The organism is Dyella sp. 333MFSha (assembly GCF_900102405.1).
GTDB classification, from domain to species: domain Bacteria; phylum Pseudomonadota; class Gammaproteobacteria; order Xanthomonadales; family Rhodanobacteraceae; genus Luteibacter; species Luteibacter mycovicinus.
In genome coordinates, this window is record NZ_FNBR01000002.1 from 826,473 (window position 1) to 846,849 (window position 20,377).

Consider the following 20,377-nt stretch of genomic DNA (forward strand, 5'->3'; position numbering starts at 1 on the left):
TGGCATTTCACTCAGCTCGGCGGATCAACTCAATCTGCCGGTAATTCAGCTCAAGGACGCGCCGCCGAAGCTGAAAGGCAAGAGGCTCCGACTGCGCGCTCGACGCTGCAAGGAAGAAAAGATCGTCTTGCATGCGATTCAACTCGAGCGATAGCAGCGAGGTGGTCCCCTGAATTAAACGATGATCTTCACCCACGCCATCCTCATCCAACAACCTCTGGGTTGCCAAGTTGATTGTATCAAGCTGGACCTGCGTCGCCGCTACGATCGACGTAATGTCTTTCGCGTGAATGAAGTCGAGCAAGCTACAGCAAATGTCCACAGCATCAAGTGCCGCCGAGGTATAGAACGAATCATAATCCTCCGAATCCGGCATGACCTTCTCACACTCATTACTGGTCAGGAAGGCCGGCTCACCCCACCGGCCCTCCTCCATGGTCTTCCAGCATGCCGCCAATGAAGCCATCACTTCGCCCATGCCAGCATGATTCGTCTCCGCCTGGAACGCGTAGAACATGGGTAACGCGCGCTCCAGCAAACAGATCCCGAAGCCAAGTCGCTCCAGATCGCTAAGCTCGATCAATTTCTCTTCAAACTGCGCAATATCGTAGTCCATCAGACTTCCAAGGCGGGTTTCGTTATTTAAGGGGTGACAGCGTATCGATTCCCTCACGATCTAGAGTTTGCACGCATGATGGGCAAATAGGGCGGCTGGCAGCGGTACCCGTTGGAGTCAGTCCCATCTCCCTCGCCGCGTTCATGCCATTGACTTCAGCATGCATCCTCGGAACGCTTTTTCCGTAAACCTGCCCCTGTCGACCCACCGTAAACTTACGCCAGACATAAACCGAGGTCTCCGGGCGAAATATCCCCAAGGAGACCTACGATGCGCAAGAGCAAATTCAGCGAGAGCCAGATCGTTGCAGCGCTGAAGCAGGTCGAAGGCGGCGGGCAGGTCAAGGACACCTGCCGGGAGCTGGGCATTTCCGAGGCGACCTATTAGACCTGGAAATCGAAGTACGGCGGCATGGAAGCGTCGGACGTTCATCGCCTGCGCGACTTGGAAGCAGAGCATAACAAGCTCAAACGCATGTACGCAGATTTGGCGATAGAGAACCACGGGCTTAAGGATCTCATTGCAAAAAAGCTGTAGACCCGGCGCATAAGCGCCCGCTCGTTGCCTGGTTGGTCGAACACCACGGATGGAGCGAGCGTCGGGCATGTCAGGCACTGGGTTTTTCGCGGTCCACGCTGCGTTACAAGGCTCGCCCTGACCGCGACGAACCTGTCATCGCGCTCTTGGCGGAGTTGGCTGAGCGATTTCCCGAGCGCGGCTTTGACAAGCTATTCCAGATCATCCGTCGGCGCGGCCTGCCGTGGAACCATAAGAGGGTATGGCGCGTGTATTGCCTGATGCAGTTGAATCGCCGCCGACGCGGCAAGAGGCGTGTTCCGACGCGCCAACCGCTACCGTTGCTTGCTGGCGAAGCGATCAATGGCAGCTGGTCGGTCGACTTTATGTCTGACGTGCTCTGGCACGGCCGCTGCTTCCGAACGTTCAACGTCATTGATGACTTCAGCCGCGAAGCACTCGCCGTGGAAATCGATCTCAATTTGCCTGCATCGCGCGTCGTTAGCACGCTCGAGCGCATGGCTGCATGGCGCGGCTACCCATCAAAGCTTCGTCTGGACAATGGCCTGGAATTCGTCGCCATGGCGCTCGCAGAGTGGGCAGAACGCAAAGGCATCAAGCTCGACTTAGTCGAGCCCGGAAGGCCCATGCAGACGGCTTCATCGAGCGCTTCAACGGAAGCTTTCGGCGTGGTGTTCTCGACATGCATGTCTTCCGGAACCTGACCGAAGTGCGCGAGCAAGCGGAGCTTTGGCTGGCCGACTACAACCGCGAGATACCGCATGACAGTCTTGGCGGGCTGACGCCCGCCGCCTATGCAAAACAGTTACAGTAATTCTGGACTCAAGATCGGACCGCTACTGAAGCCGGGGGGGGCGTCGACCCACCTACTTCAGTGGGTGGGCCAGGATCCGGTTGCAATAAACGATCCCACAATCCCGCCCACGAGCGTTAGAAACGCCCCGACTTCATTCATCGCAGCATCACGCCTAGGTCTGCCCGGTTTCGTAGCTCAGCATGCCTTCATCCTCCAGCTGCTGTAGCGCATTCGCCACGGATTGTGCTTCATCTGCCCTGACGCTGATGGCGAGAAGATGCTCCGACGACCGTTCCATCAGCACGTTGGACTCGGCGATCGCGTGAAGTGCCTTATCCTGACTGCCTATGGATCGATCGCCGAACCAAAGACGGAAAGTCAGGTGACCCGAGGGGTGGACTTTCAAGATTTTGCGTTGGCCGTCCACCTCTACCTCGTCTCCCAGCGCGAGGTCATAAACGAAGAACGGGATGCAGCACAGGGAGAATCGGGTCTCCGTGATTTTCTTCCCCCAGAGCTGCTCCCAACGCTGCCGCCCATCTTGGCTTTCCAGAGGTACGCGAAATACGAAGTTGGATTGATCGCGCCAGATGGGATCAGCGTGGATCGCAACATAGTCACCGTCTCGGTATTTCATGAATTCACTCTGTCCAATGCGGACGGGCCAATCGCCCTCATATCCAGGGGGCGGGTTCTTTGGATACTCTCCCGCTCCAGACTCCGCGCGCGTCAAAGGCAAGCGGGCGGCTGTGCATCAGCAGATTGCACAGGCAGTAAACTTATGGAGCAAGCTCGACCGTCAGAGAGAGACCATGCGCTTACCGATCGCTATCGCATTCATTGGGCACCGGTCTAAGCCGCCGGCCACCAGCGATCGATGAGCCTCAACTAACGCGCAGAATCGTCTCGTTGGTAAACCATCCTCTGCACTGCATTCGACATGTCCCCTAGAGATACGCCCGCCTGCTCGGCCACGCCAAGCGTAAAGTCCAACGCATAGCCAGACAGATTTGTCGCCCGATTTAGCGCGATCCATAATAGCCGCTCGATCGCGACCTCTTTCTGGATCACGTGCGGCGGATACGGCCGCCCCACACGCTGAGCAAGGCAACTAATCCAACGGTCTGCCTCTACCGTCTCGCCCACACTTAGATATTGAAGTGCGGCTGTCAGTGCAAGTCGCTGATCGTCGGTCAGGAAATCGTTGATCGTGCGACATAGATGGCAAGCGATCAACGGAAGCGAACGCATATCGGTTGGCGATTCAACACCACACGGTCTGCTCTCGGCCCACCGCACGATTGACGCCACGCTTTCGTCAGGAATGATGCTCATCACAGTCTCAAGGTGACCCTGTCACTACGCGAAGATAATCCGACACTATCGTACAACTCGCGCATGCCTTCGACGTCAACGACGGCTGCTTGCTCATCGCCTTACCCACGGACTGTGTTCTGGAGACCAGACCTGTGCGTTAGAAGCATTCATTTAAGTGCTCCAAAGGGTGATATCGGTGCACTTTTGCTCGCTGAGACCGTGGGATCGTTGGGAGTCTCGCCGTATCGCGCCTCCAACAGTGCTCGTTGGAGCGCGATCAGTTCTTTAGTATCAGAAACCTTGAGAGACTCAGTGGTCATCTGAATTCGCCCGTGGATTCTCGTGGGGCCTCCTCCTCCCACCCTAGAAGCCCTATGCGCACTGGAGAGCACCAGTTTTTATCGCGAGGCTGTCGCATGCCGCTTCGCTTACGCCACTCGCGGTGTTGATGCTCGCGGCACACTGGAGGACGCAAATCCGTAGGGCCTATCCAGCTTGAAACGCCCGTATCTTGTCAAAGTCGCTCATGGAGACCACGGGATGAGCCCGGGCTCGCGCACGGAGCTGATCTACCAATCGATCAAAATCGGGCGTCCGCTTTGCCGCGAGTACATCCGCGTCCTGCGCCTCCAACTCACGGTCCACCCAAGGATGATTAGACATCAATTGTTCGGTCTCTGACGTGAGCCGGTAGTTGAACTGCGGATCGTTGTACCGCACAAGCACATCGCCGGCGGCATTGTCCGCCATGTTGTATGCTGCCTGACGAACCTCAACCAGCCGCATGACATCTTGGGTGGACGCGAAGAGCGCCAAAAGCTGAAGCGCTTCTATGAAGGATTCTGCATAAGGCGATTCCAATGTCACAGCCGCTTCCTGGGAGGGATAAAAGCCTTCCATTGTGGCTGCATCGGGAAGATCTTTTCCCGCTGCCACGTAGGCCCAAACATCGTCCAGGATCCGCCCAACGGGCGTATGCTCCACCTCGGGTGACCAAATGGCGTAGCCCGTACTCATTCGCTCTAGCGCTGCCGCAGCCACCGCAACCCGACTGCAGAGAGGAAGGTCCTCAAGCAAGCGCAGATCGTTCAGCTTGTCAAAGCGATTAGGCATAAGGGATCACCATGAAGCATTGTGGCTGTCGACGAGGGTGCCTGACCGTTGCGTGATTTCACTCTGGCACATCGAACAAATGGCTCGATTACCTTCTGTCGAAATAGATCTTACGTCAACGCCCGCAGCCTCAGCATATTGCAATATTTTCTGTTCAGCATGCAGACCTCCTGAACTTTGAGCAATATCACCCCCAAGGCTCTCTACCACACTTCGCTGGGCTGGTCCCAAATCACGAGTACCTCCCGCAAAAACCATGCGCCCGTCACTCAGGAGCGCACCTGCCGTTGCTCGACGTGTCTGTGCGACCGGGTCCAAGGCGCCGTGCACCTCCTTAACTGCAGCCTGGAGACGCTGAACCTGTGATGCGGCCTGTGCGACCCGCGCCATCGATCCGATCTTTCCCACAGCGCCAACTGCGGAGACCCCAGTCGAAGCCACTGCTACGATCCAGCCACCGCTGGAGCATCCTGACGATATGCATGAGTAAAGCCCGTAGCCGGGTACCATGTTGAGAGCATATTGCGCCGCTGCTTCGCGCGTCTGTGGGTTCTGCCAGTCAACCTGATAGACGGAAGCGGGCAAGGTCTGTCGTCCGTCTGGATCGATGTTGGTAGCCGGATTTAGTCCGCCATAGCTAAACCGAGCAAACGAGACGATATCCCCAGCTTCGATGTCTTTGGGATCTACAGATAGAAATCGCCCGGTTTCCGGATCGTAGTATCGGGCCTGCATATACACCAAGCCAGTATCGACATCGTTCACGTGGCCGCTGTAGCCAGGCCCCTTCTCGGGTGTGCCTAATGCTTGCGTGCCGTAAGGCCGATAGTCCGCGGTGCTGAGAACATTTCCCGCACTGTCGGCCGTGGCCAGCACCGTGCCCTGCGGGCTGGTGTAGTAGTAGGTCACGGTCTCGGCAGCGCGCGCCGATCCCGAGGCGGCGAACAGAAGTGCCAGGAGCAGCATCGCCGCTGTGATCCAGTTCGGACCTCGCCGGCGTGATGAACGGACAGTGGTCAGAGAGACGGTTTCCATGGAGGCACTCCTGATCGTCATGGCGTCACACTCCGCGCGGGGCTGTAAGCCGAGCAGCCCACGGCGTTGCAGGCCCGGACCATGTAGGTGATGCTGACGGTCTTGTCGTGCAGCGAGCTGAACGACAGGTCGGGTCCGTTGTAGACCAGTTGATTGTTCTCGAGCAGCTCGTAGCGTGTGGCATAGGGTTGGGCGACCCACTTGACCAGCACCGTCACCTTGGTGCCATGGTAGGTGTTCGTGAACGTGGGCCCGGGAGGAGCCGGCGGGATATTGGAGACGGTGACGACGGCCTGCCCGCTATAGGGGCCGCATCCGCCGCCGTTGCACGCCTGCACCTGGTAGACATAGGTGCCATCCCCCCGGCCGCTGGTGGACCAGCTGGTGGCGCCATTGTTCTGCACGCCGGTCCAGCCGCCTCCGTTCACGGACTCGATCAGGTTGTAGGACGTCGCTCCACCCACGCCAGTCCACGAGATGGTGTAGGCACCGCTATTGGTGGTACCACCGCCCGCGATCGAAGGGGCCGATGAGGGTGGTACGGTCACGACAACCACGCCGCTCTCGGCATAACCGCTGCATCCGTTACCGTTGCATGCGCGGACCCGGTAATACCAGTTACCCGACGCCCCCTCCGTGATCGTCGCTGACGTGGCAGGTCCTTCGTAAGCCAACACCAGATTACCGTCTTGAGTATGGTAGAGCTGATACGAGGTGGCATAGCTGGAGGCGGCCCAGCTCAGCGCCACGGCGCCTGTCGAACTGCCCGGTGCCGTGATGCTCGCTGGCGTTGGCGGCACATGCGCGACCGTCGCCGTCGAGGAAACGGTGGGCGTGCTGCAACCGTTCGCATTACACGCTGCCACACGGAATTGATAACTGCCGTCCGCCGGGCCGCTGACGGTCGTGCTGGTGGACGCGCCGGTGTAAAGCGTGGCCCAGGCGCCACTGTTGACCGACTGCTCGACCGTGTAGCTGGTCGCATGGCTCGCGGCCGACCAGCTCACGGCGATACTCGACAGGTCCTGAGCCGCGGCCGCCGTGACGGTAGCGGGCGCGCCGGGGGCCAGCGTCGACGGCGGCACCACGAAGGAACCCGACCCTGAGAGCAGCGTGTTCTCACCGCCGACGGGCGAGATGCCGTGGACGTAGATGGCCTCGCCCGCGTACTCGCCGCGCTGCTCTTCTGTGAGCGGGATGCTGAAGCGATGCTTGGTGCCGGTCGAGTGGCAATCGGCCTGGATCGTCTCCTCACTATCCAGGTTGGCGGTGAACGCACCGATACCCGTGCCGGAACCGGCCGGACCGCCGACGTAAAGGTGCACATCCACCGACGCGGCCAGTCCGCTGGCGCATGCCCATCCCGTGATGACTGCGTCGGTGCCGGTGCTTACGCCTTCGATGGTCCCGAGGATGACCGAGGTGGCAGCTTTGCGGCTGGCCACCAGCTTCTTGCCCAGATAGACAAAACTGGTGCCCGCCGTGGTCGCGTTGTCGTATTGCCACATCAGCTGCCCTGCGCTGTTGTAGGCGGAGTACGTCGTACCTTGAGGCGTTACCGCCTTCACCCGGTGGCCCGACGCGTCATAGAGATAGTCGCCCTTTCCGTCGACGGACAGCAGTCGATTGGCCAGGTCGAAGGTCATCGCCTGCGTGTCTTTCTTGGTCGTATTGCCCTGGGCGTCGTAGGTGAAACTGTGCACCGTCGACCCATTGTTGCTGATCGAGGCCAGGCGATTGTTCGCGTCGTAGGTGTAGGTGTTCGTGCCGTTGCTGTCGGTCAGGCTGCGGATGTTGTTGAGGGTATCGTAGGTGTAGCTTTCCGTTCCCCAAAGATTGTGGGCGGTGACCGACATCAAGCGACTCAGACCATCGTAGGTCATGGTGCGCGTGCGTTGATCCGACCCCGACTGGTCGGTGATGCCGACGATGTTCCCCACGGCGTCGTACGTCATGTCTTCGCTCACCGCCGGCTGAGCGGCAGAGCCAAAACTGAAATTCAGCAGGAGCTTGCGATCGTTTTGTTCGGCGGAATAGACCGCGCCGTTGCCCAGCGTCGCCGCTTGCAGCTCTCCGTTGGCAAAATAGGTCGCGCCCGTCGCATACGCACCTGCCGTCGTCGGCTGACCCAGCGCGTTCGGCGTGGCCGCAACGGTGGTGCCATCGGGATATTGCGTGCTCGCCAGGCTTCCGTTGCCGTCGTAGCCATAGCCCAGGGTCCACGACCAACCGTCCACCGAGAGCACCTCGGCCGTCAGTAGCCCAAGCTTGTTGCGACCGTATGCCCACGATGCCGAACCGGTGGCATTGGCGTTGCTTCCGGCGCTGGCCGAGACGGCCGATGCAAGCTTACCGAGCGCGTCGTAGGTGAAGGTGGTCGCCAGCGCGCCATCCGGATAGGTGACCGAGGTGACGCGATTCATCGCGTCGTAGGCACTGACCGTCTTTGCCGAGTCCGCGACCTGATCGTAGCCACAACCGTCCCCGTTGAAGGGCTGACCCGCCGCGGTCCACACCACGTTATCCGCCGCATCGTAGGCGGTCATCGTGCTCCCGGTCTCCGGCTCCCAAGAGCGGCACACCCGATGCTGTCCGTCGTAGGCCATGGTCCGGGTGAGATCGCCTTGCACGACTGCCAGCACGTTGCCGTAGATATCGCGAGTGATCGTTTGGGTGACGCTTTCCGGCGCTTCCACCTTCACCACGTTGTCGAAGCCCGGCTGGTCAAACACCTGGAAGTGACTGGTCGTCACATTGCCCTTCGGGTCGGTTACGGTGCGCGCCCCACCGGCCGGGTAGGCCGTCGTAGACACCAGATTGTTCAGTTCGGAAAACTGGGTGGTGGTCACCGGACGCCCCAACACGTCGTAGGCGGTTCGGGTGCCCTGTACCAGCGCACCAAGGTCGAGCGTGCCCGACTGGGGATATGACTCGAACGTCTTGCGTCCAGCCCAGTCGTATTCGGTGCTCGACGAGACCGCCAGGGCACCGGTGGTGGCATCGGACCTTGTCGCCAGGACGGGACGCAGGAGAACGTCGAAGTCGGTCCGCTGACTCAGGCTACCCTGCGTAATCGTGCGAACCCAATGGCTGCCGCCCAGCCCGCGCGCATCGGCGGAAAACACATACGCGTAGGTCTTAGGCGCCCATGCGGTGCTGTCGCCCGCCGGGTAATCCACACGTGCAATGCGCCCGATGGCGTCGTAACCATAACTTGTCGTGGAACCGGCCTGATCGGTGATTGCGGCGATCTGCCCCAATCCATCGACAGCCACCGTCTGGCTGGTGCTGTCGGGGTAGCCAATGGCGGTGGGAATGCCGCGGACGTAGCCGCCCAACGTGGTGGTCTTTCCATTGCCATCGGTGAAGCTGGCGAGCTGGCCTTGCGCGTCGAACGTGTAGTCCATGACCTTCACGCCAAAGCTGTCGCGTTCGACCGGTGTCGCGGTGCCTGGGTCATAGACAGTCTTGCTGACTGTCTCGCCGCTCGTCAGGTTGTCTGTCTGCGAGGGAAGCCCGAGCACCCACAAGGCGGTGTTATCCGTGGCGGTCGACCGCTCACTGACGCTGTAGCCGAAGTTGTTGGATCGGGTCACATCCTGCGGTCGCGCAAAGGCATCAAAAGCGGTGACATTCCAGAGGTAAATGTCGGGCGTCGCGTTGGCTGCGGGGTCTACCGTGGTCTGTCGCGTCGTCATCGGCAGTTGCTCTTGCACCTGAGCCGTGTTGATGCGCTGCTGAGGCGCATAACCCCAGGGGTGAACGTAGGCGGCTGCCCGCGCGTCCTGTGTCGCATCGGGGTTCACATAGCTGTACGCGGTCGTGCGGCGCAAGGCGGTGGTCGTGTCGCCGTCGAAGACCTCTTCTTTGAGCAGCTGGCTCTCCGTCCAGTCGTACCGGTTGGAGAAGGTGCTGCGCTCCACATGACCATCGGGATATGCCACATCGGTAGACACGGTCGTGGCGCAGGCCACCGTCGTGCAGTCTTGTGCCCAACTCTCGTTGGCCGCCGAGTAGCTGTAGCTCCACCCCAACCCATTCGGCGGCAGGCCCGTGCCGGTCAGCACCCGCTGCGTGATGGCCATGTTGTAGGACGCGTTGGGGATGGCGGCCCAGGTGCCCGGATAATTGGGCGTGGCAGGCACGTTGGGCCCGGACATGCACTCTTGGGGCACATACGAGCGCCCACGTTTGAGCGGCGCGACGGTGTAGCTCGCTGCCAGGCCCGAGGGGTGCGTCACCGTGGCGGTGATCGGCGGACTGTCCATGTTGCCCGGCACGCCAATCGCGCCGCAGGTACCTCCGGACGTACGAGAATCGATCCATGCGCCATTGAGCGGGTCGAGGTTATACCCCCAGCTACTCCCGTCCGGTTGCTGCACCGAGGTCAGCGTGTAGACCAGATTCGCGGTCGACTTCACATAACTATAGGTCCACGTCCGCGTGCCCGCATCGCCGCCCTGAACGGTGATCGTGCTGACACGATGGCTGCTGGCCCCGGTGTCCGGATCGGTCTCGTACGTGAGGGTGACATGGCGACCGTCCGACGCAGCGATGTCGGTGACATCATCCCCGCTGTAGGTGTAAGAAACCGAATTACCGAAGCGGTCTTCGATGCGGGTCACAAGCATCCGGCCTTCGCGGCGGGTGATGAAGTCCTCGGCGGACGCAAAGATGTGGATCCCGGCAAACGTCTCCGGGCCGGAACCGAGCGGACGCGTCAACGACGGCATGTATCGATAGGCGATGTGGTCCAGCCAATACTTGGTGCCATCCGGTGACACGGCCAGGAAGCCTTCGATGGATGCATCGTTAGCCGCCTGCGGCAAACAGCCCACCGCCCAGTTGGCACGGGTCACGATGGGGTAAGCGAGCCCCGCCACGCCAGGCGTGGCCGTGTTCGCCGCAGACCGCGTCAGCAGATCCTGGTTGCCCTGACCCGGGATGCGCAGTTGGTAGCCCTGCCACCAGGTCTTTGGCTCCCAGTCGGCACGCTCCGAATCGCCCGTGGGGGCGGCAACGCTCGGCGGTGGTCCGAAGCTCGAGCAGATCGCGTTGGGATTGCTCGCCGCGACCTGCCATCCGGTGACGTTGTTCTGGTCCGCCGTGACCGTGAAGATCTGGGGTAGTTCGATATCCTAGTCGCCGAAAGCGCGCGCCTGAAGATCGGGGCGATCTTCCACGCCGTGAAGCGCGAACGTGCGCCCGACGGTCAAGGCAGGTCCGGTGCCTGACAGGGAGACGTCGGTCTGGCTGAAGCTCAGCGAGCCGTCTTGCAACCCGATGCGTTCGCCGAACGGCGTGTCACCCAGCGGCTGGATGTCTTCGTTGACCTTGATGAGCTTTTTGTACTCATCCTCAGGCTTGGCGGTGGTCTGGCCGAGCGCAACGGCAGGCACGCCCGCCACGCACAAGAGCATGACTATCCACAGCCCGCGCATCATCGGACGCGCATGGCGCGTCCACCCCTGATTCGTCCCTTGCATCGCTTTCCCCAGCCAGTGGCCCCCGATCGAGCGTCCGACTTTAGAAATCAATTCGGGACGAGTACAAGCGTGTTCGTCTATGTCAAGAGCGAGTGAAAGCCATCAGCGTCGGTGCAAAACGTTTGCAGTACAGTGGGTTGCTTCGTACTTTCCTAGTGGCTGTAGGGTTTCGCCTACACAACGCGGTGGACGACACCTACAAGTCGCGACTCTTCTGCTGAGTACGGCACCGGGTGCAGGCGGGAATGCGAACGAAGGGAACGGTTGCCTATCGATCGTCAGTCGCAGACGCGGCGATCTGCGCGCCTCGGGATGCAATGAAGATCACAGCGCTATCGGTTCAACGCGTCAAGACTTGCCTGAGCCACCCTGACAGAGCACCGCGGCTTTCAAAGGAACCAAAAGCTCACCTGGTTCGTTCTGAAAGCGTCGGTCTATTCACCGCGTTCAAGTTTTGCTGGTCGCAGAAGGCAATCGAAACGCCTCGACAAGGGCGATAGCACTTGATGTAACTCTGAATATCGCCGCAAGCTTCTTGCACGGAGCGTTTAACTTACGCCTCCGCACCCTCACCTGCCATCGGCTCTGAGCGCCACTTGGCATTAGGCAAGTTCGAGTCCCATCTCCCTTTTTCACGTCGGCAGTCCCGAATGCCTCCATCGAGGGCGTGCCACGTTCAGTAAGAATCCCAGACATGTCCCGCTTGCCGACAGCCCCGGCCTGCTGCATATTTCGCCCTCTTCCCGACTGAGGCACGCGCATGGAATGGAGCGACGTCCGCATATTCCTTGCCGTGCTCAGAAGCGGCTCCTACGGTGAGGCGGCACGTCGTCTCGGGGTAAGTCACCCTACGATCGGGCGGCGGATCAAGGTGCTTGAAGACGAGGCGGGGCAAGCCTTGTTCCGGCGCACCTCCGACGGACTTGTCCTGACCGATGCCGGCGATGGCATCGTAAGTGCCGCCGAGGCGATGGAGCAGTCCGCGCTGTCCATGGAGCGCCGTCTCCTGGGAAACCACGAACGACTGGAGGGCATTCTGCGCATTGGATGTGCCGACTGGTTCGCGGCTTACGTGCTCGCGCCGGTGTTCATGGCACTGATCGGCCAGCATCCCGCCGTGGTTCCCGAGGTCATCGCGGGATACCGTTTGTCGGATCTCGCTCGTCGCGATGTGGACATCGCTTTTCGCATCGTGCCGTTTACCGAACCGGACGTGGTTCAGCGTCGCCTGATGAGCATGCCCTACGGACTTTACGGATCGCCCGCGACGTTGAAGCAAATGGCCGACGATCCTGCATCCGTCGGCCTGATCGTCATGAATGAAGCACAGTCGCACTTTCCTGATGTTGCATGGATGCGCGACCGATTTCCCGGCGCTCGCCTCGCATTCGGCAGCACCAGTCGGTCGGTGCAGGCGCAGATGTGCCTCCGGGGCGCGGGTCTGGCGGTCCTCCCACGCCCGCTGGGCGACGCGACGGCGGGTTTGCTGCGCGTCGATGCCGGTGAGGCGCCGCCCAGCCGGGACGTGTGGGTGGGATACCACCAGGATCTCAAGCGGATGGACAGGCTTCGCGCGTTGATCGAGATCGCGGACGCCATGCTCTCGACCCCCGATCAGGCCTCATGACGCACCCCGGTTGACCTGTCTTACGCTTCGCGTTCAGAACTCCCTGAAGAGACTACGAAGCACCACGGTCGAATCGGTGAAGTTCTTCACGTCATCCATCACTTGCCGGGTTTTCGGGCTTGCCAGGGCGTCGTGTACACCCTGCTCCGACGAAAATGTGTAGACGCCGATCGAGATCCAGTTTCCGCCCTCGGCGTACGGGAAGAATGCTTCCGCCGATTGAAGCCCGTGCTCGCCCCAGCACGCCCTGGCCAACGGGAGGTGCTCGTTGGCGTAGTAGTCCCGGTCGAAGCGCGTCCCGGCATCACCCGTGCAGATCACCATCATCTTCGTCATCGTCTTTCACCTGTGTTTTTGCCGCCCTCGAAAAGGGGCGAGAGCTCATGCGGCGATGCCGCCGTCGACGAGAATGCCCGAGCCTGTGACGTAGGCAGCCCCTGGACCCGCGAGGAAGGCAACGGCTTCGGCGACCTCATCGGTCTTCCCGTAGCGGGGAATGGAAAGGCTCGGGAGAATGGACGCGGCGAGAGAGCCATCGGCAGGGTTCATATCGGTGTCGATGGGACCCGGACGAACCAGATTGACGGTGATGGCACGAGCGCCGAGCTCGCGGGCGAGACCGCGGGTAAAGCTTTCCATCGCGGACTTGGTTGCCGCGTAGACCGCGATGCCCGCAAATGGGACGGTCAATCCCGCATTGCTTCCGATCGTGATGATACGCCCGCCGTCCGGGATGTGTTTTAGCGCCGCCTGGGTGGTTACGAAAACGCCGCGCACATTGACGTTGAGCAGCAGGTCCATGTCCTCGAGGGACTGGTCAGTAAAAGGGCCCGCGACGAGGACGCCAGCGTTATTGACGAGGATATCGAGACCACCCAGATCGGCCACGGCGCGTTCGACCGCCGTGATCGAGGCCTCCGGATTTGCCGCGTCGGCCTGGATGGCTAGGGCACGGCGGCCCAGGGCGCGCATGTCGGCGACGATGGCCTCGGCCTTCTCCATCGACTTCTCGTAGGTGATCGCGACGTCTGCGCCATCGGCGGCCAGTTTCTTCGCGATAGCCGCGCCGATGCCGCGTGCGGCACCAGTAACGAGGGCACGTCTACCGGCCAGGGGAAGAGATGAATCGGTCATGGCAAGGTCTCCTGTGGGCAATCGCTTTGTCGCGGGAAGATCATGTCTCTCCTACCTTCTCGCATCGCTCAACCCTCGTCCTGCCACCGGCGAAGATCGGTCTGATCGTGGTAAGGCATGCGGTCCGGTGTGGTGATGAATTCCATCGTCGTACCCCAGGGCATCTGGCAATAGCAGACCTTGTTGCCTGGGCCTCTCTCGGTCGCATAGGGAATGGGGCGCGGTGCGGTAAGCGGCTTGCCGCCCGCGTTCTCGAAGCGCGCCACGGAGGCGTCGATATCGTCGGTGTACAGCGCGAAATGCGTGATACCGAAGTCGCTCGCGCGGATGGGCTGCGCCTGCTCCGGCCCATGCATCTCGAACAGTTCGATATCGGGGCCGCTCCCGATCTTCATCATCGCCTGAGCCCGGACGACGGTGCCGGGATAGGCGCCCACTGCCCGCTCGAACTCGGGGCCTTGTCGCGGCGGATCGTGCGGACCGAAGGACTGATACAGAAGCTCGGCACCGAACGCCTCCATGAGGAAGGCTTTCGCTGCCTCGATATCCGGGACGGTGATACCGACGTGATTGACGCCGCGAATTTCAGGAGCGGACATGATGGTTTCCGTTTGAGATCAGAGTTGGAAGAGTGAGGAAAGGACTCGCTGGCGTACTTTCCAGGGATCACGTGGCTTCGAGAAAACCGAGCAGCGCCGCGGCAACCTCCCCGGGCTGCTCATCGGCGACATAGTGACCACACCTCTCGATCGAGCCGCCCGTTACGTTCGTCGCGAACTCTTTCAGCATCGACACCATGCGCGGTCCGAACCGCCGGTCGCCGCCCAGGGCAAGAACCGGCATGTCGAGCGGTTGCGTTTTGTACTCCAGCGCAGCGGCGTGATCGCCAGCGAGCGTTCGGTACCACTCCATACCGCCGCGTGTGCGCCCGGGAAGCGCCATGGCTTTCGCGAAGATATCGATATCGATCGGATTGAAGCTGCTGTGGTCGTAAAAACGCTCCGCCATGAAGGCCGCGACGTAATCGTATTCCCGGCCATGGATCATCCGTTCCGGCAGATCGCGATTCATATGGAACGAGAAGTGCCAGAGCCTTGCGGTGGTCTCCTCCCACTCACTCCAACCCGGGAGGGGAACGTCGAGCACCGCGAGATGACTGACCGCATCCCGGAACAACGCCGCTTGCGCCAGCGCGACCATGCCGCCTATATCGTGCCCGCATACCGCGTAGCGCTCATGGCCGAGGGAACGCATGACCTCGTGTGCGTCGCGTGCCATCGTCGCCTTGTCGTAGCCATCGAGCGGGCAATCGGAAAAGCCCGCGCCGCGCAAATCGATAGCGACGACGCTGAGATGCCCGGCGAGTAACGGCATCACGTGATGCCACTCCCACCAGGTTTCAGGCCAGCCGTGCAGGAGAAGGACGGGCGGACCTTTGCCGCCGGTAACGGCATGGATCCTGATGCCGTTTACCGCCATCAGCTGCTGGCTGAAGCCCGCTACGGTCGGATGCATGTCGAACTTCATCGAAGAATGGCCTTGGCTTGCACCGGCGGATCGCGCCGATGCCTTTTAAGCTACCAAGAGGCGTTTGCTTCGAGCACTGACAAAGCTGCGCATTGAATGTGCAGATATGTTCGGGGCGGATACAGCGAACGACGGCGCCGTGAACCGGCCTTCCGGACAACTCACTGGGGAGAAGGCGTCGCGTGACCCGCATCGCGACCCTGTTATCGCGCGGAAAGCTCCCACTTCATCTGTTTCAGCCAGAGCTTCAGTCGTTTCACGTCATCGAAAGAACGAAGATCCTGTTCGAACGCCTTGATGTAATGGCGCAGGTCGGTGAGGCTCGCGGTGAGATGGCGCTTCACGCTCGCCGGTGACACCGTCGCCATCGGGCTCAGCCCGCATCGGGCCAGGTATTCGAACTGCACCTCGGAAAGCTCCTGGTCGAGCCCACGCAGCTGCTCCTTGAGGATCGTATTCCAGCGTTTGAGGCGTTCCTCGCCGATGCTATCCAGCGCCGTCTGGTCGATGTGCTCCAGTTCAAGCTGGATCGCGAGCAGGTCGAGCAGGCTGCGGCTGGCGTAAGCTCCGTTGACCCGCTGCATCAGGACTGCCTTGCGTTCGCGTTCCACGGGGTCGGGTTCGCGGTCGGGATGCAGCATGCTGGCCAGCTTGCGGTAGACCTCACGCAGGGACTGGTGGACTTCCGCCTCCTCGGCACGCGCGCGCTCCTCGGCGGCTTTCGGCTTCTTTGCCTTCTTTCGCTCGGCGTGAAATTCCTCCTTCGCTTCACGATGCCTGCGCTCGGCATCTTCCTGCTCATCGAGTTGTCTCTGGATATGACGGAGCACGGCTTCAGGCGAATTCAGGTCGACGTCGTCGGCGATATCGACACCGAACTCGGCCTCCAACGTTTGCTTCAGATCCGCCAGGGCCGCGGCGCTGTTCGCGTCGTCTTCCACGCTGTAGCGACGATAGAGTTCCTCGACGGCGGGATCGTCGCTTGACTCCATGAGGTCGCCGGCGATGTGACTGATGAGATCCTCGATCGTCTGGCGCTCGCCCTTGGTCAGCCCCTTGGCGTCGTGCGACTGATCGAGCTTATGCAGCATCTGAATGCGTATTGCGTCGAAGCTGTTCTGCAGCGGCACGACTTCGTCGGTGTACCGGCGCCGGAAGTCTGTGCCGAAGACCTCCCACTCGGCCAGCGTCGCACGGCGCCTGGCGATCTTCTCGCTGAGCGTGTTGAAGGCTTTCTGGCCCTTTGACAACGGCTTTTCGTTGCCATCGCCGGCGACTTTGATAGCGTTAATCGTTTTCTTCGTCATGTAACCATTCCGACATGATCCTCAGGCGTCCAACAACGATTTCACTTCGTTCTGGCTCGGCAAGCAGACCGGGTAACGTATTGATAAAATCCGGATTTACAAGCAGGTTGGCAAACGTCCGTCCTACCGCGTGGCGGACAGCAATAGGAGCCGTCGTCAGCTCCCGAACCAGTTCCTCTCGGCCATCAACAATATTCAGTACGTCTTCGAGGTCGTGACTGGCGGCGATATCACAAGCGCCGCGATCGGCAAACGCCTCCAACTTCGTCGCGACGAACGCAACGGCACTGGCCACACGGATCGCAAGCTCGTCGCCGAGGTTGAGAACTTCTGCTGTCGCCACTGTAAACGGGTACCACCGGTTCGAAAATCCCAGCACTCCGGCGTCCACAGGCATCAGATCAAAGACGACCCCGGACTCGCGATGGATCCAGCGGCAAATGACGCCGCTGTCCACATCCCGGCGAAAGCCTCGCTCGGCAACGCGCTCCTCCACTCGGTGAAACTGCGCACGCGCTGCTTGCACTACCGCATCGACATCTCTCGTCGCGCGAACGCTTTCGGCCAGCGGATCGGTAATCAGCAAGCCAGCAACCGCACCTCCAATAAAGACGACTTGCTCGCGAAGATCGCCCAGCGCCTCGGCGACCAAACGTAGGTATGGAAGATTCGGATCATCCTGGCGCATCGGCAGTTCTCAGTTCGTTGGCCAGATAGTCTGCCGCCAGAGAGCGTTCGCGCGCGCGGCCTGATCGCAGCGCGTCCTGTAGGGCGAGGAGGCGATGCAACGTCGGGTCTCTCAGCGCCGCGAACGGGACGGACCGATATAAAGGACTCAGGATTGGCCCCTTCGCGCTTCCGCCGATGTGTGCCCAGACCGGCGCTTCGCCGGGAACGGCGGTGATCGCATCAGACAACGGCTCAGCCCCAAAGCTGGTCGGGACCCCTCGCTTGACCGGCCCGAGGACCGCAGGCCAGACGTATCTAACTCCGTGCAGGGCAAAATCCAACAACGCAGGTCGAACCGGCGACCAATCGCCACGGCCGGAGCTCACCGCTAGCCCCGACGCCACGGCGCGCTTCACGCTGGCATGCACCTCCGAGGGGCTCATCGAAAGTGCTTGACCCAGCGCGGCATACGTCCAGCGCTGCCGCGGATTAGCCGCGACTTTGAGCAGCACGAGAAGATCCTGCGGTTTCAGTTCCACGGCGGCGCCTCATATTCGCTATTCGCGAATAGCGAATATGCGTTACCGGCGGGCTGCGATCAAGGCCTGATCCCGGCAAAGCGTGCTTCACAGCTCCTCTCGCGGCCTTAAACCGCCTCACTGGAATGACCACCGACACCGCAAGCAGCCGCCCCTGCCGCCGCCGGAGGCTTCTGCTCATTCGACGCGTGGCGGATTCCGGATCGGCCCTGACCACTGCTGGATAAGGCGCAACCAACGCCCGAACGGATCCGGATTCCACACGAAGGTGGCCACGCTCTCCGCAGGCATCCGGTACTCGAAGCGGCGCCCACCCTCCACCACCGACACCGTACGCGCCTCTGTACGGATGTTGACCAGCACGAGCACGATCGATCCGTCGGTCTCATTGCGGAAGGCGACATTGGCCAGTCCCATCTCCGCATCGGTGTCGTTGGACTTGATCCGCACGGCCCCGGGAAGGACGAAACGGCTGAAGTGCCCCAGCGCGTAGTACTCGTCATTCCGGCTCACGCGGCCCGTCGTCGAATCGACGGTGATCACGCCCTTGCATGCCGCACATCCGCCGAAGTGCGGCCCGTGATTTTCATCGAGGGCGAGATTCCAGTAGATGACGCCACGTGCCCATTGCCGGGTACCCGTGACCAGAAGATTGCGCGTAAACCACAGCAGCTCGCCATTCATGCTCAGCGGCCAGTCGCCTCCGGAGCATTCGGTGATGAACGTGTCCTTGTCGGGATGCGCTCGATGGACGGTACCCTGTTCGTGCTGGCTGCCTTCATAGCAGTGCCAGGCGACGCCGTCGACGTAAGGCGCCGCGTCGGGATCGCCGAGCACGGCCAGCGGCTCCTCGGGATGACTCCAGTTATGGTCCCACTCGAGGATCCGCGTACGTGGCGAGCGCCCGGCGAGCTTCGGCCCGAGGTATCGACCGATGATGCGCGCGCGTGTCTGGGGCGACATGGGCATCGCCAGATAGCTGATCGGAGAAAACCTCGGCTCGTTCTGCAAGGTCAGCGCGTAGATCGGAATGCCGTGGCGCCGGTACGCGTCGACGTAGCGCACGAGATAGTCGGCATAAGCGCCCTCGTATGTCTCGAGCAGTTCGCCGCCGATCAGGTTCTCGCTCGTCTTCATCCATACCGGTGCGCTCCATGGCGACGCAACGATCCGCAAGCCAGGGTTGATGGCGAGGGACTCCTGCACCACCGGGATCAGGTCGGGGATGTTCTCCGCGACATTGAAGTGTTTCAGGTCGGGATCGGTCGCACCGAATGGCAGATCGTCGAGCGTGTAGAAGTGCGGCGAGAAATCGGACGCACCGATGGTCAGGCGCATCATGTTGAAGTTGAGGCCGGGCGGCGGCCCGTAGAGCTCCTTCATCAACGCATCGCGCTGAGGTTCGCCCAGCGTGTTGTGCAGGAGCCAAGCGGACGAGTCCGTCATCGCCGCGCCGAAACCGACGATGGACTGATAGGCGACGTCGCTGTCGATCACGATGTCGGCAGGCGACGATGTAGCCTCCGTCATTGCGACGCTCGGCTCCGCCGTAAGTTTCTTTCGATGATCCGCCGTACTCAGCCAGACATCGACGGTGGGCAGGATCGGACCGGCCGGCGGCATGACGTCGCTGCGGGCTATCGACGGGCGCTGGGAGCGCGGAGCGTTGAGCACCGCCACCGTGATCGCCGCGATCAATACCATGAAGAACACCGCCAACGAACGGGACGGCTCGCGCGCTTCACCCATGCCGGACGCCTGTCCGCTCGACCGCGCGGCAACTCACGTCGCTGAAGCCCGTCGTGCTTCGATGCGTTCGCGGATCCGTGCCGAGTCCGCACTCGACACCGCGTTGTAGACGAACATGCACAGGTCCGGCCGGCCATCCACGGCAAACGCCGAATACTCCAGCTCGAGCAGCCCGAGTTCCGGGTGATGAATGCGCTTGAGACCTTCGCCATGCGCGCGTACGTCGTTATCGAGCCACATCGCCTCGAACTCCGGACTGATGCGCGAAAGGTCTTCGACGAACTGGCCGATCTCCGCGGTCGCTCCGGCGCGCGCCACGTCCGCGCGAAACGCACCGACGACGAAGCGAGCCACGCTTTCCCAGTCGTCCTGGTGAGCACGCACGCGCTGGTTCGAGAACATCAGATGGAGGATGTTGCGCTGGTCGGGAGGCAGCAGCGCGTAGTCGGTCAGCACGGCGGCGGCGGCCTCATTCCACGCCACGACATCCCACAGAGCCGTCCGCACGATCGCGGGGCTGACCTCGAACGCATCGAGCACGCGTTGCAGCCGCGGGGATACACCGTTGGCCGCACGGTAGTGCACTTCAGGCAGCCGGCCGAGCCCGAGCATGAACAGGTGCTCGCGCTCCGGCTCGGTCAGCATCAGGCCGACGGCGATGCGGTTGAGTACGTCGGCGGATGGCGCACCGCCCCGGCCCTGCTCCAGCCACGTGTACCAGGTGGGACTGATGTTGGCGCGCTGGGCGACTTCTTCGCGACGCAGGCCCTTCGTGCGCCGCCGGCCGCCGACGAAACCGAATGTGGCGGGGTCCAGCCGGGTGCGCCGGTCGCGCAGGAAGGTACCGAGTGGGTTGTCGACAGGGACGGACATGGCGATCCTGTTGGTTCCTATACCACGATAACGTCACTACTTTAACAGTATG

General features: G+C 61.4%; 18 protein-coding genes and 1 pseudogene. 3 read left to right on the plus strand and 16 right to left on the minus strand.

The window, feature by feature from the left end; all coding sequences use genetic code 11:
* Window positions 1-7: 7 nt before the first annotated feature.
* The gene (locus BLT40_RS11070) at window positions 8-616 is read right to left on the minus strand and encodes a DUF416 family protein (protein ID WP_090353039.1); all 609 of its coding nucleotides are present in this window, start codon (window positions 614-616) and stop codon (window positions 8-10) included.
* Between the two features lie 270 nt (window positions 617-886).
* Between BLT40_RS11070 and BLT40_RS11075 the strand changes: the two are divergent.
* Window positions 887-1,967 (plus strand): annotated as a pseudogene (locus BLT40_RS11075) (IS3 family transposase).
* 154 nt (window positions 1,968-2,121) lie between these two features.
* Here the strand turns inward: BLT40_RS11075 and BLT40_RS11080 are convergent.
* From BLT40_RS11080 to BLT40_RS11100, 5 genes are all read right to left on the minus strand, one after another.
* On the minus strand, window positions 2,122-2,586 hold the full coding sequence (locus BLT40_RS11080; protein WP_079521307.1) for a DUF4265 domain-containing protein: 465 nt from the start codon (window positions 2,584-2,586) through the stop codon (window positions 2,122-2,124).
* 251 nt (window positions 2,587-2,837) lie between these two features.
* Window positions 2,838-3,284 carry a hypothetical protein gene (locus tag BLT40_RS11085; RefSeq protein WP_079521306.1) on the minus strand — a complete coding sequence of 149 codons (447 nt, stop codon included), beginning with the start codon at window positions 3,282-3,284 and terminating at the stop codon, window positions 2,838-2,840.
* 468 nt (window positions 3,285-3,752) lie between these two features.
* Window positions 3,753-4,379, minus strand: a complete 627-nt coding sequence (locus BLT40_RS11090; RefSeq protein ID WP_079521305.1) for a DUF416 family protein — start codon at window positions 4,377-4,379, stop codon at window positions 3,753-3,755.
* A 6-nt stretch (window positions 4,380-4,385) separates the two neighbouring features.
* Complete coding sequence (locus tag BLT40_RS11095; protein ID WP_176167784.1) at window positions 4,386-5,414, minus strand: RHS repeat-associated core domain-containing protein; 1,029 nt, start codon at window positions 5,412-5,414, stop codon at window positions 4,386-4,388.
* 17 nt (window positions 5,415-5,431) lie between these two features.
* Window positions 5,432-10,297 (minus strand): hypothetical protein, encoded by a 4,866-nt coding sequence (locus BLT40_RS11100; protein ID WP_090353042.1) that lies wholly within the window; start codon window positions 10,295-10,297, stop codon window positions 5,432-5,434.
* 124 nt (window positions 10,298-10,421) lie between these two features.
* On the opposite strand from BLT40_RS11100, the gene BLT40_RS20620 reads away from it, so the two are divergent.
* Window positions 10,422-10,556, plus strand: a complete 135-nt coding sequence (locus BLT40_RS20620) for a hypothetical protein (RefSeq protein WP_255363997.1) — start codon at window positions 10,422-10,424, stop codon at window positions 10,554-10,556.
* Here the strand turns inward: BLT40_RS20620 and BLT40_RS11105 are convergent.
* Window positions 10,553-10,858: a hypothetical protein gene (locus tag BLT40_RS11105; RefSeq protein WP_090353046.1), complete on the minus strand. Its 306-nt coding sequence runs from the start codon at window positions 10,856-10,858 to the stop codon at window positions 10,553-10,555. The two genes, BLT40_RS20620 and BLT40_RS11105, sit on opposite strands and share 4 nt — an antisense overlap.
* Window positions 10,859-11,660: 802 nt before the next feature.
* On the opposite strand from BLT40_RS11105, the gene BLT40_RS11110 reads away from it, so the two are divergent.
* Window positions 11,661-12,527: a LysR family transcriptional regulator gene (locus tag BLT40_RS11110; RefSeq protein WP_090353049.1), complete on the plus strand. Its 867-nt coding sequence runs from the start codon at window positions 11,661-11,663 to the stop codon at window positions 12,525-12,527.
* A 33-nt stretch (window positions 12,528-12,560) separates the two neighbouring features.
* On the opposite strand, the gene BLT40_RS11115 is transcribed toward BLT40_RS11110, so the two are convergent.
* The 9 genes from BLT40_RS11115 to BLT40_RS11155 all read right to left on the minus strand — a co-directional run bounded on the left by BLT40_RS11115 (window position 12,561) and on the right by BLT40_RS11155 (window position 20,325).
* On the minus strand, window positions 12,561-12,863 hold the full coding sequence (locus tag BLT40_RS11115; RefSeq protein ID WP_090353052.1) for an EthD family reductase: 303 nt from the start codon (window positions 12,861-12,863) through the stop codon (window positions 12,561-12,563).
* A gap of 45 nt (window positions 12,864-12,908) precedes the next feature.
* Window positions 12,909-13,661 (minus strand): SDR family oxidoreductase, encoded by a 753-nt coding sequence (locus tag BLT40_RS11120; protein ID WP_090353055.1) that lies wholly within the window; start codon window positions 13,659-13,661, stop codon window positions 12,909-12,911.
* Window positions 13,662-13,729: 68 nt separating this feature from the next.
* On the minus strand, window positions 13,730-14,260 hold the full coding sequence (locus BLT40_RS11125; protein WP_090353057.1) for a VOC family protein: 531 nt from the start codon (window positions 14,258-14,260) through the stop codon (window positions 13,730-13,732).
* Between the two features lie 67 nt (window positions 14,261-14,327).
* On the minus strand, window positions 14,328-15,176 hold the full coding sequence (locus BLT40_RS11130) for an alpha/beta fold hydrolase (protein ID WP_090353897.1): 849 nt from the start codon (window positions 15,174-15,176) through the stop codon (window positions 14,328-14,330).
* 215 nt (window positions 15,177-15,391) lie between these two features.
* Window positions 15,392-16,495 carry a J domain-containing protein gene (locus BLT40_RS11135; protein WP_090353060.1) on the minus strand — a complete coding sequence of 368 codons (1,104 nt, stop codon included), beginning with the start codon at window positions 16,493-16,495 and terminating at the stop codon, window positions 15,392-15,394.
* Window positions 16,476-17,183 (minus strand): nucleotidyl transferase AbiEii/AbiGii toxin family protein, encoded by a 708-nt coding sequence (locus BLT40_RS11140; RefSeq protein WP_090353063.1) that lies wholly within the window; start codon window positions 17,181-17,183, stop codon window positions 16,476-16,478. The genes BLT40_RS11135 and BLT40_RS11140 overlap by 20 nt, the downstream gene beginning before the upstream one ends.
* A complete protein-coding gene (locus tag BLT40_RS11145) occupies window positions 17,170-17,703 on the minus strand; it encodes a hypothetical protein (RefSeq protein ID WP_036109418.1) in 534 nt (177 codons plus the stop codon). The genes BLT40_RS11140 and BLT40_RS11145 overlap by 14 nt, the downstream gene beginning before the upstream one ends.
* Window positions 17,704-17,880: 177 nt before the next feature.
* Window positions 17,881-19,452, minus strand: coding sequence for a glycoside hydrolase family 30 protein (locus BLT40_RS11150; protein ID WP_090353065.1), 1,572 nt, complete (start codon window positions 19,450-19,452; stop codon window positions 17,881-17,883).
* A gap of 33 nt (window positions 19,453-19,485) precedes the next feature.
* Window positions 19,486-20,325, minus strand: coding sequence for a helix-turn-helix transcriptional regulator (locus tag BLT40_RS11155; RefSeq protein WP_036109415.1), 840 nt, complete (start codon window positions 20,323-20,325; stop codon window positions 19,486-19,488).
* Between the last annotated feature and the right edge of the window lie 52 nt (window positions 20,326-20,377).

What these genes read in the sequence shown, in the direction of transcription:
- BLT40_RS11085 (WP_079521306.1), bottom strand. Translation starts at nt 3,284, where the DNA reads ATGAGCATCATTCCTGACGAAAGCGTGGCGTCAATCGTGCGGTGGGCC.
- BLT40_RS11155 (WP_036109415.1), bottom strand. Translation starts at nt 20,325, where the DNA reads ATGTCCGTCCCTGTCGACAACCCACTCGGTACCTTCCTGCGCGACCGG.
- BLT40_RS11090 (WP_079521305.1), bottom strand. Translation starts at nt 4,379, where the DNA reads ATGCCTAATCGCTTTGACAAGCTGAACGATCTGCGCTTGCTTGAGGAC.
- BLT40_RS11125 (WP_090353057.1), bottom strand. Translation starts at nt 14,260, where the DNA reads ATGTCCGCTCCTGAAATTCGCGGCGTCAATCACGTCGGTATCACCGTC.
- BLT40_RS11130 (WP_090353897.1), bottom strand. Translation starts at nt 15,176, where the DNA reads ATGCATCCGACCGTAGCGGGCTTCAGCCAGCAGCTGATGGCGGTAAAC.
- BLT40_RS11105 (WP_090353046.1), bottom strand. Translation starts at nt 10,858, where the DNA reads ATGATGCGCGGGCTGTGGATAGTCATGCTCTTGTGCGTGGCGGGCGTG.
- BLT40_RS11110 (WP_090353049.1), top strand. Translation starts at nt 11,661, where the DNA reads ATGGAATGGAGCGACGTCCGCATATTCCTTGCCGTGCTCAGAAGCGGC.
- BLT40_RS11140 (WP_090353063.1), bottom strand. Translation starts at nt 17,183, where the DNA reads ATGCGCCAGGATGATCCGAATCTTCCATACCTACGTTTGGTCGCCGAG.
- BLT40_RS11135 (WP_090353060.1), bottom strand. Translation starts at nt 16,495, where the DNA reads ATGACGAAGAAAACGATTAACGCTATCAAAGTCGCCGGCGATGGCAAC.
- BLT40_RS11115 (WP_090353052.1), bottom strand. Translation starts at nt 12,863, where the DNA reads ATGACGAAGATGATGGTGATCTGCACGGGTGATGCCGGGACGCGCTTC.
- BLT40_RS11080 (WP_079521307.1), bottom strand. Translation starts at nt 2,586, where the DNA reads ATGAAATACCGAGACGGTGACTATGTTGCGATCCACGCTGATCCCATC.
- BLT40_RS11120 (WP_090353055.1), bottom strand. Translation starts at nt 13,661, where the DNA reads ATGACCGATTCATCTCTTCCCCTGGCCGGTAGACGTGCCCTCGTTACT.
- BLT40_RS11095 (WP_176167784.1), bottom strand. Translation starts at nt 5,414, where the DNA reads ATGGAAACCGTCTCTCTGACCACTGTCCGTTCATCACGCCGGCGAGGT.
- BLT40_RS11150 (WP_090353065.1), bottom strand. Translation starts at nt 19,452, where the DNA reads ATGGGTGAAGCGCGCGAGCCGTCCCGTTCGTTGGCGGTGTTCTTCATG.
- BLT40_RS11070 (WP_090353039.1), bottom strand. Translation starts at nt 616, where the DNA reads ATGGACTACGATATTGCGCAGTTTGAAGAGAAATTGATCGAGCTTAGC.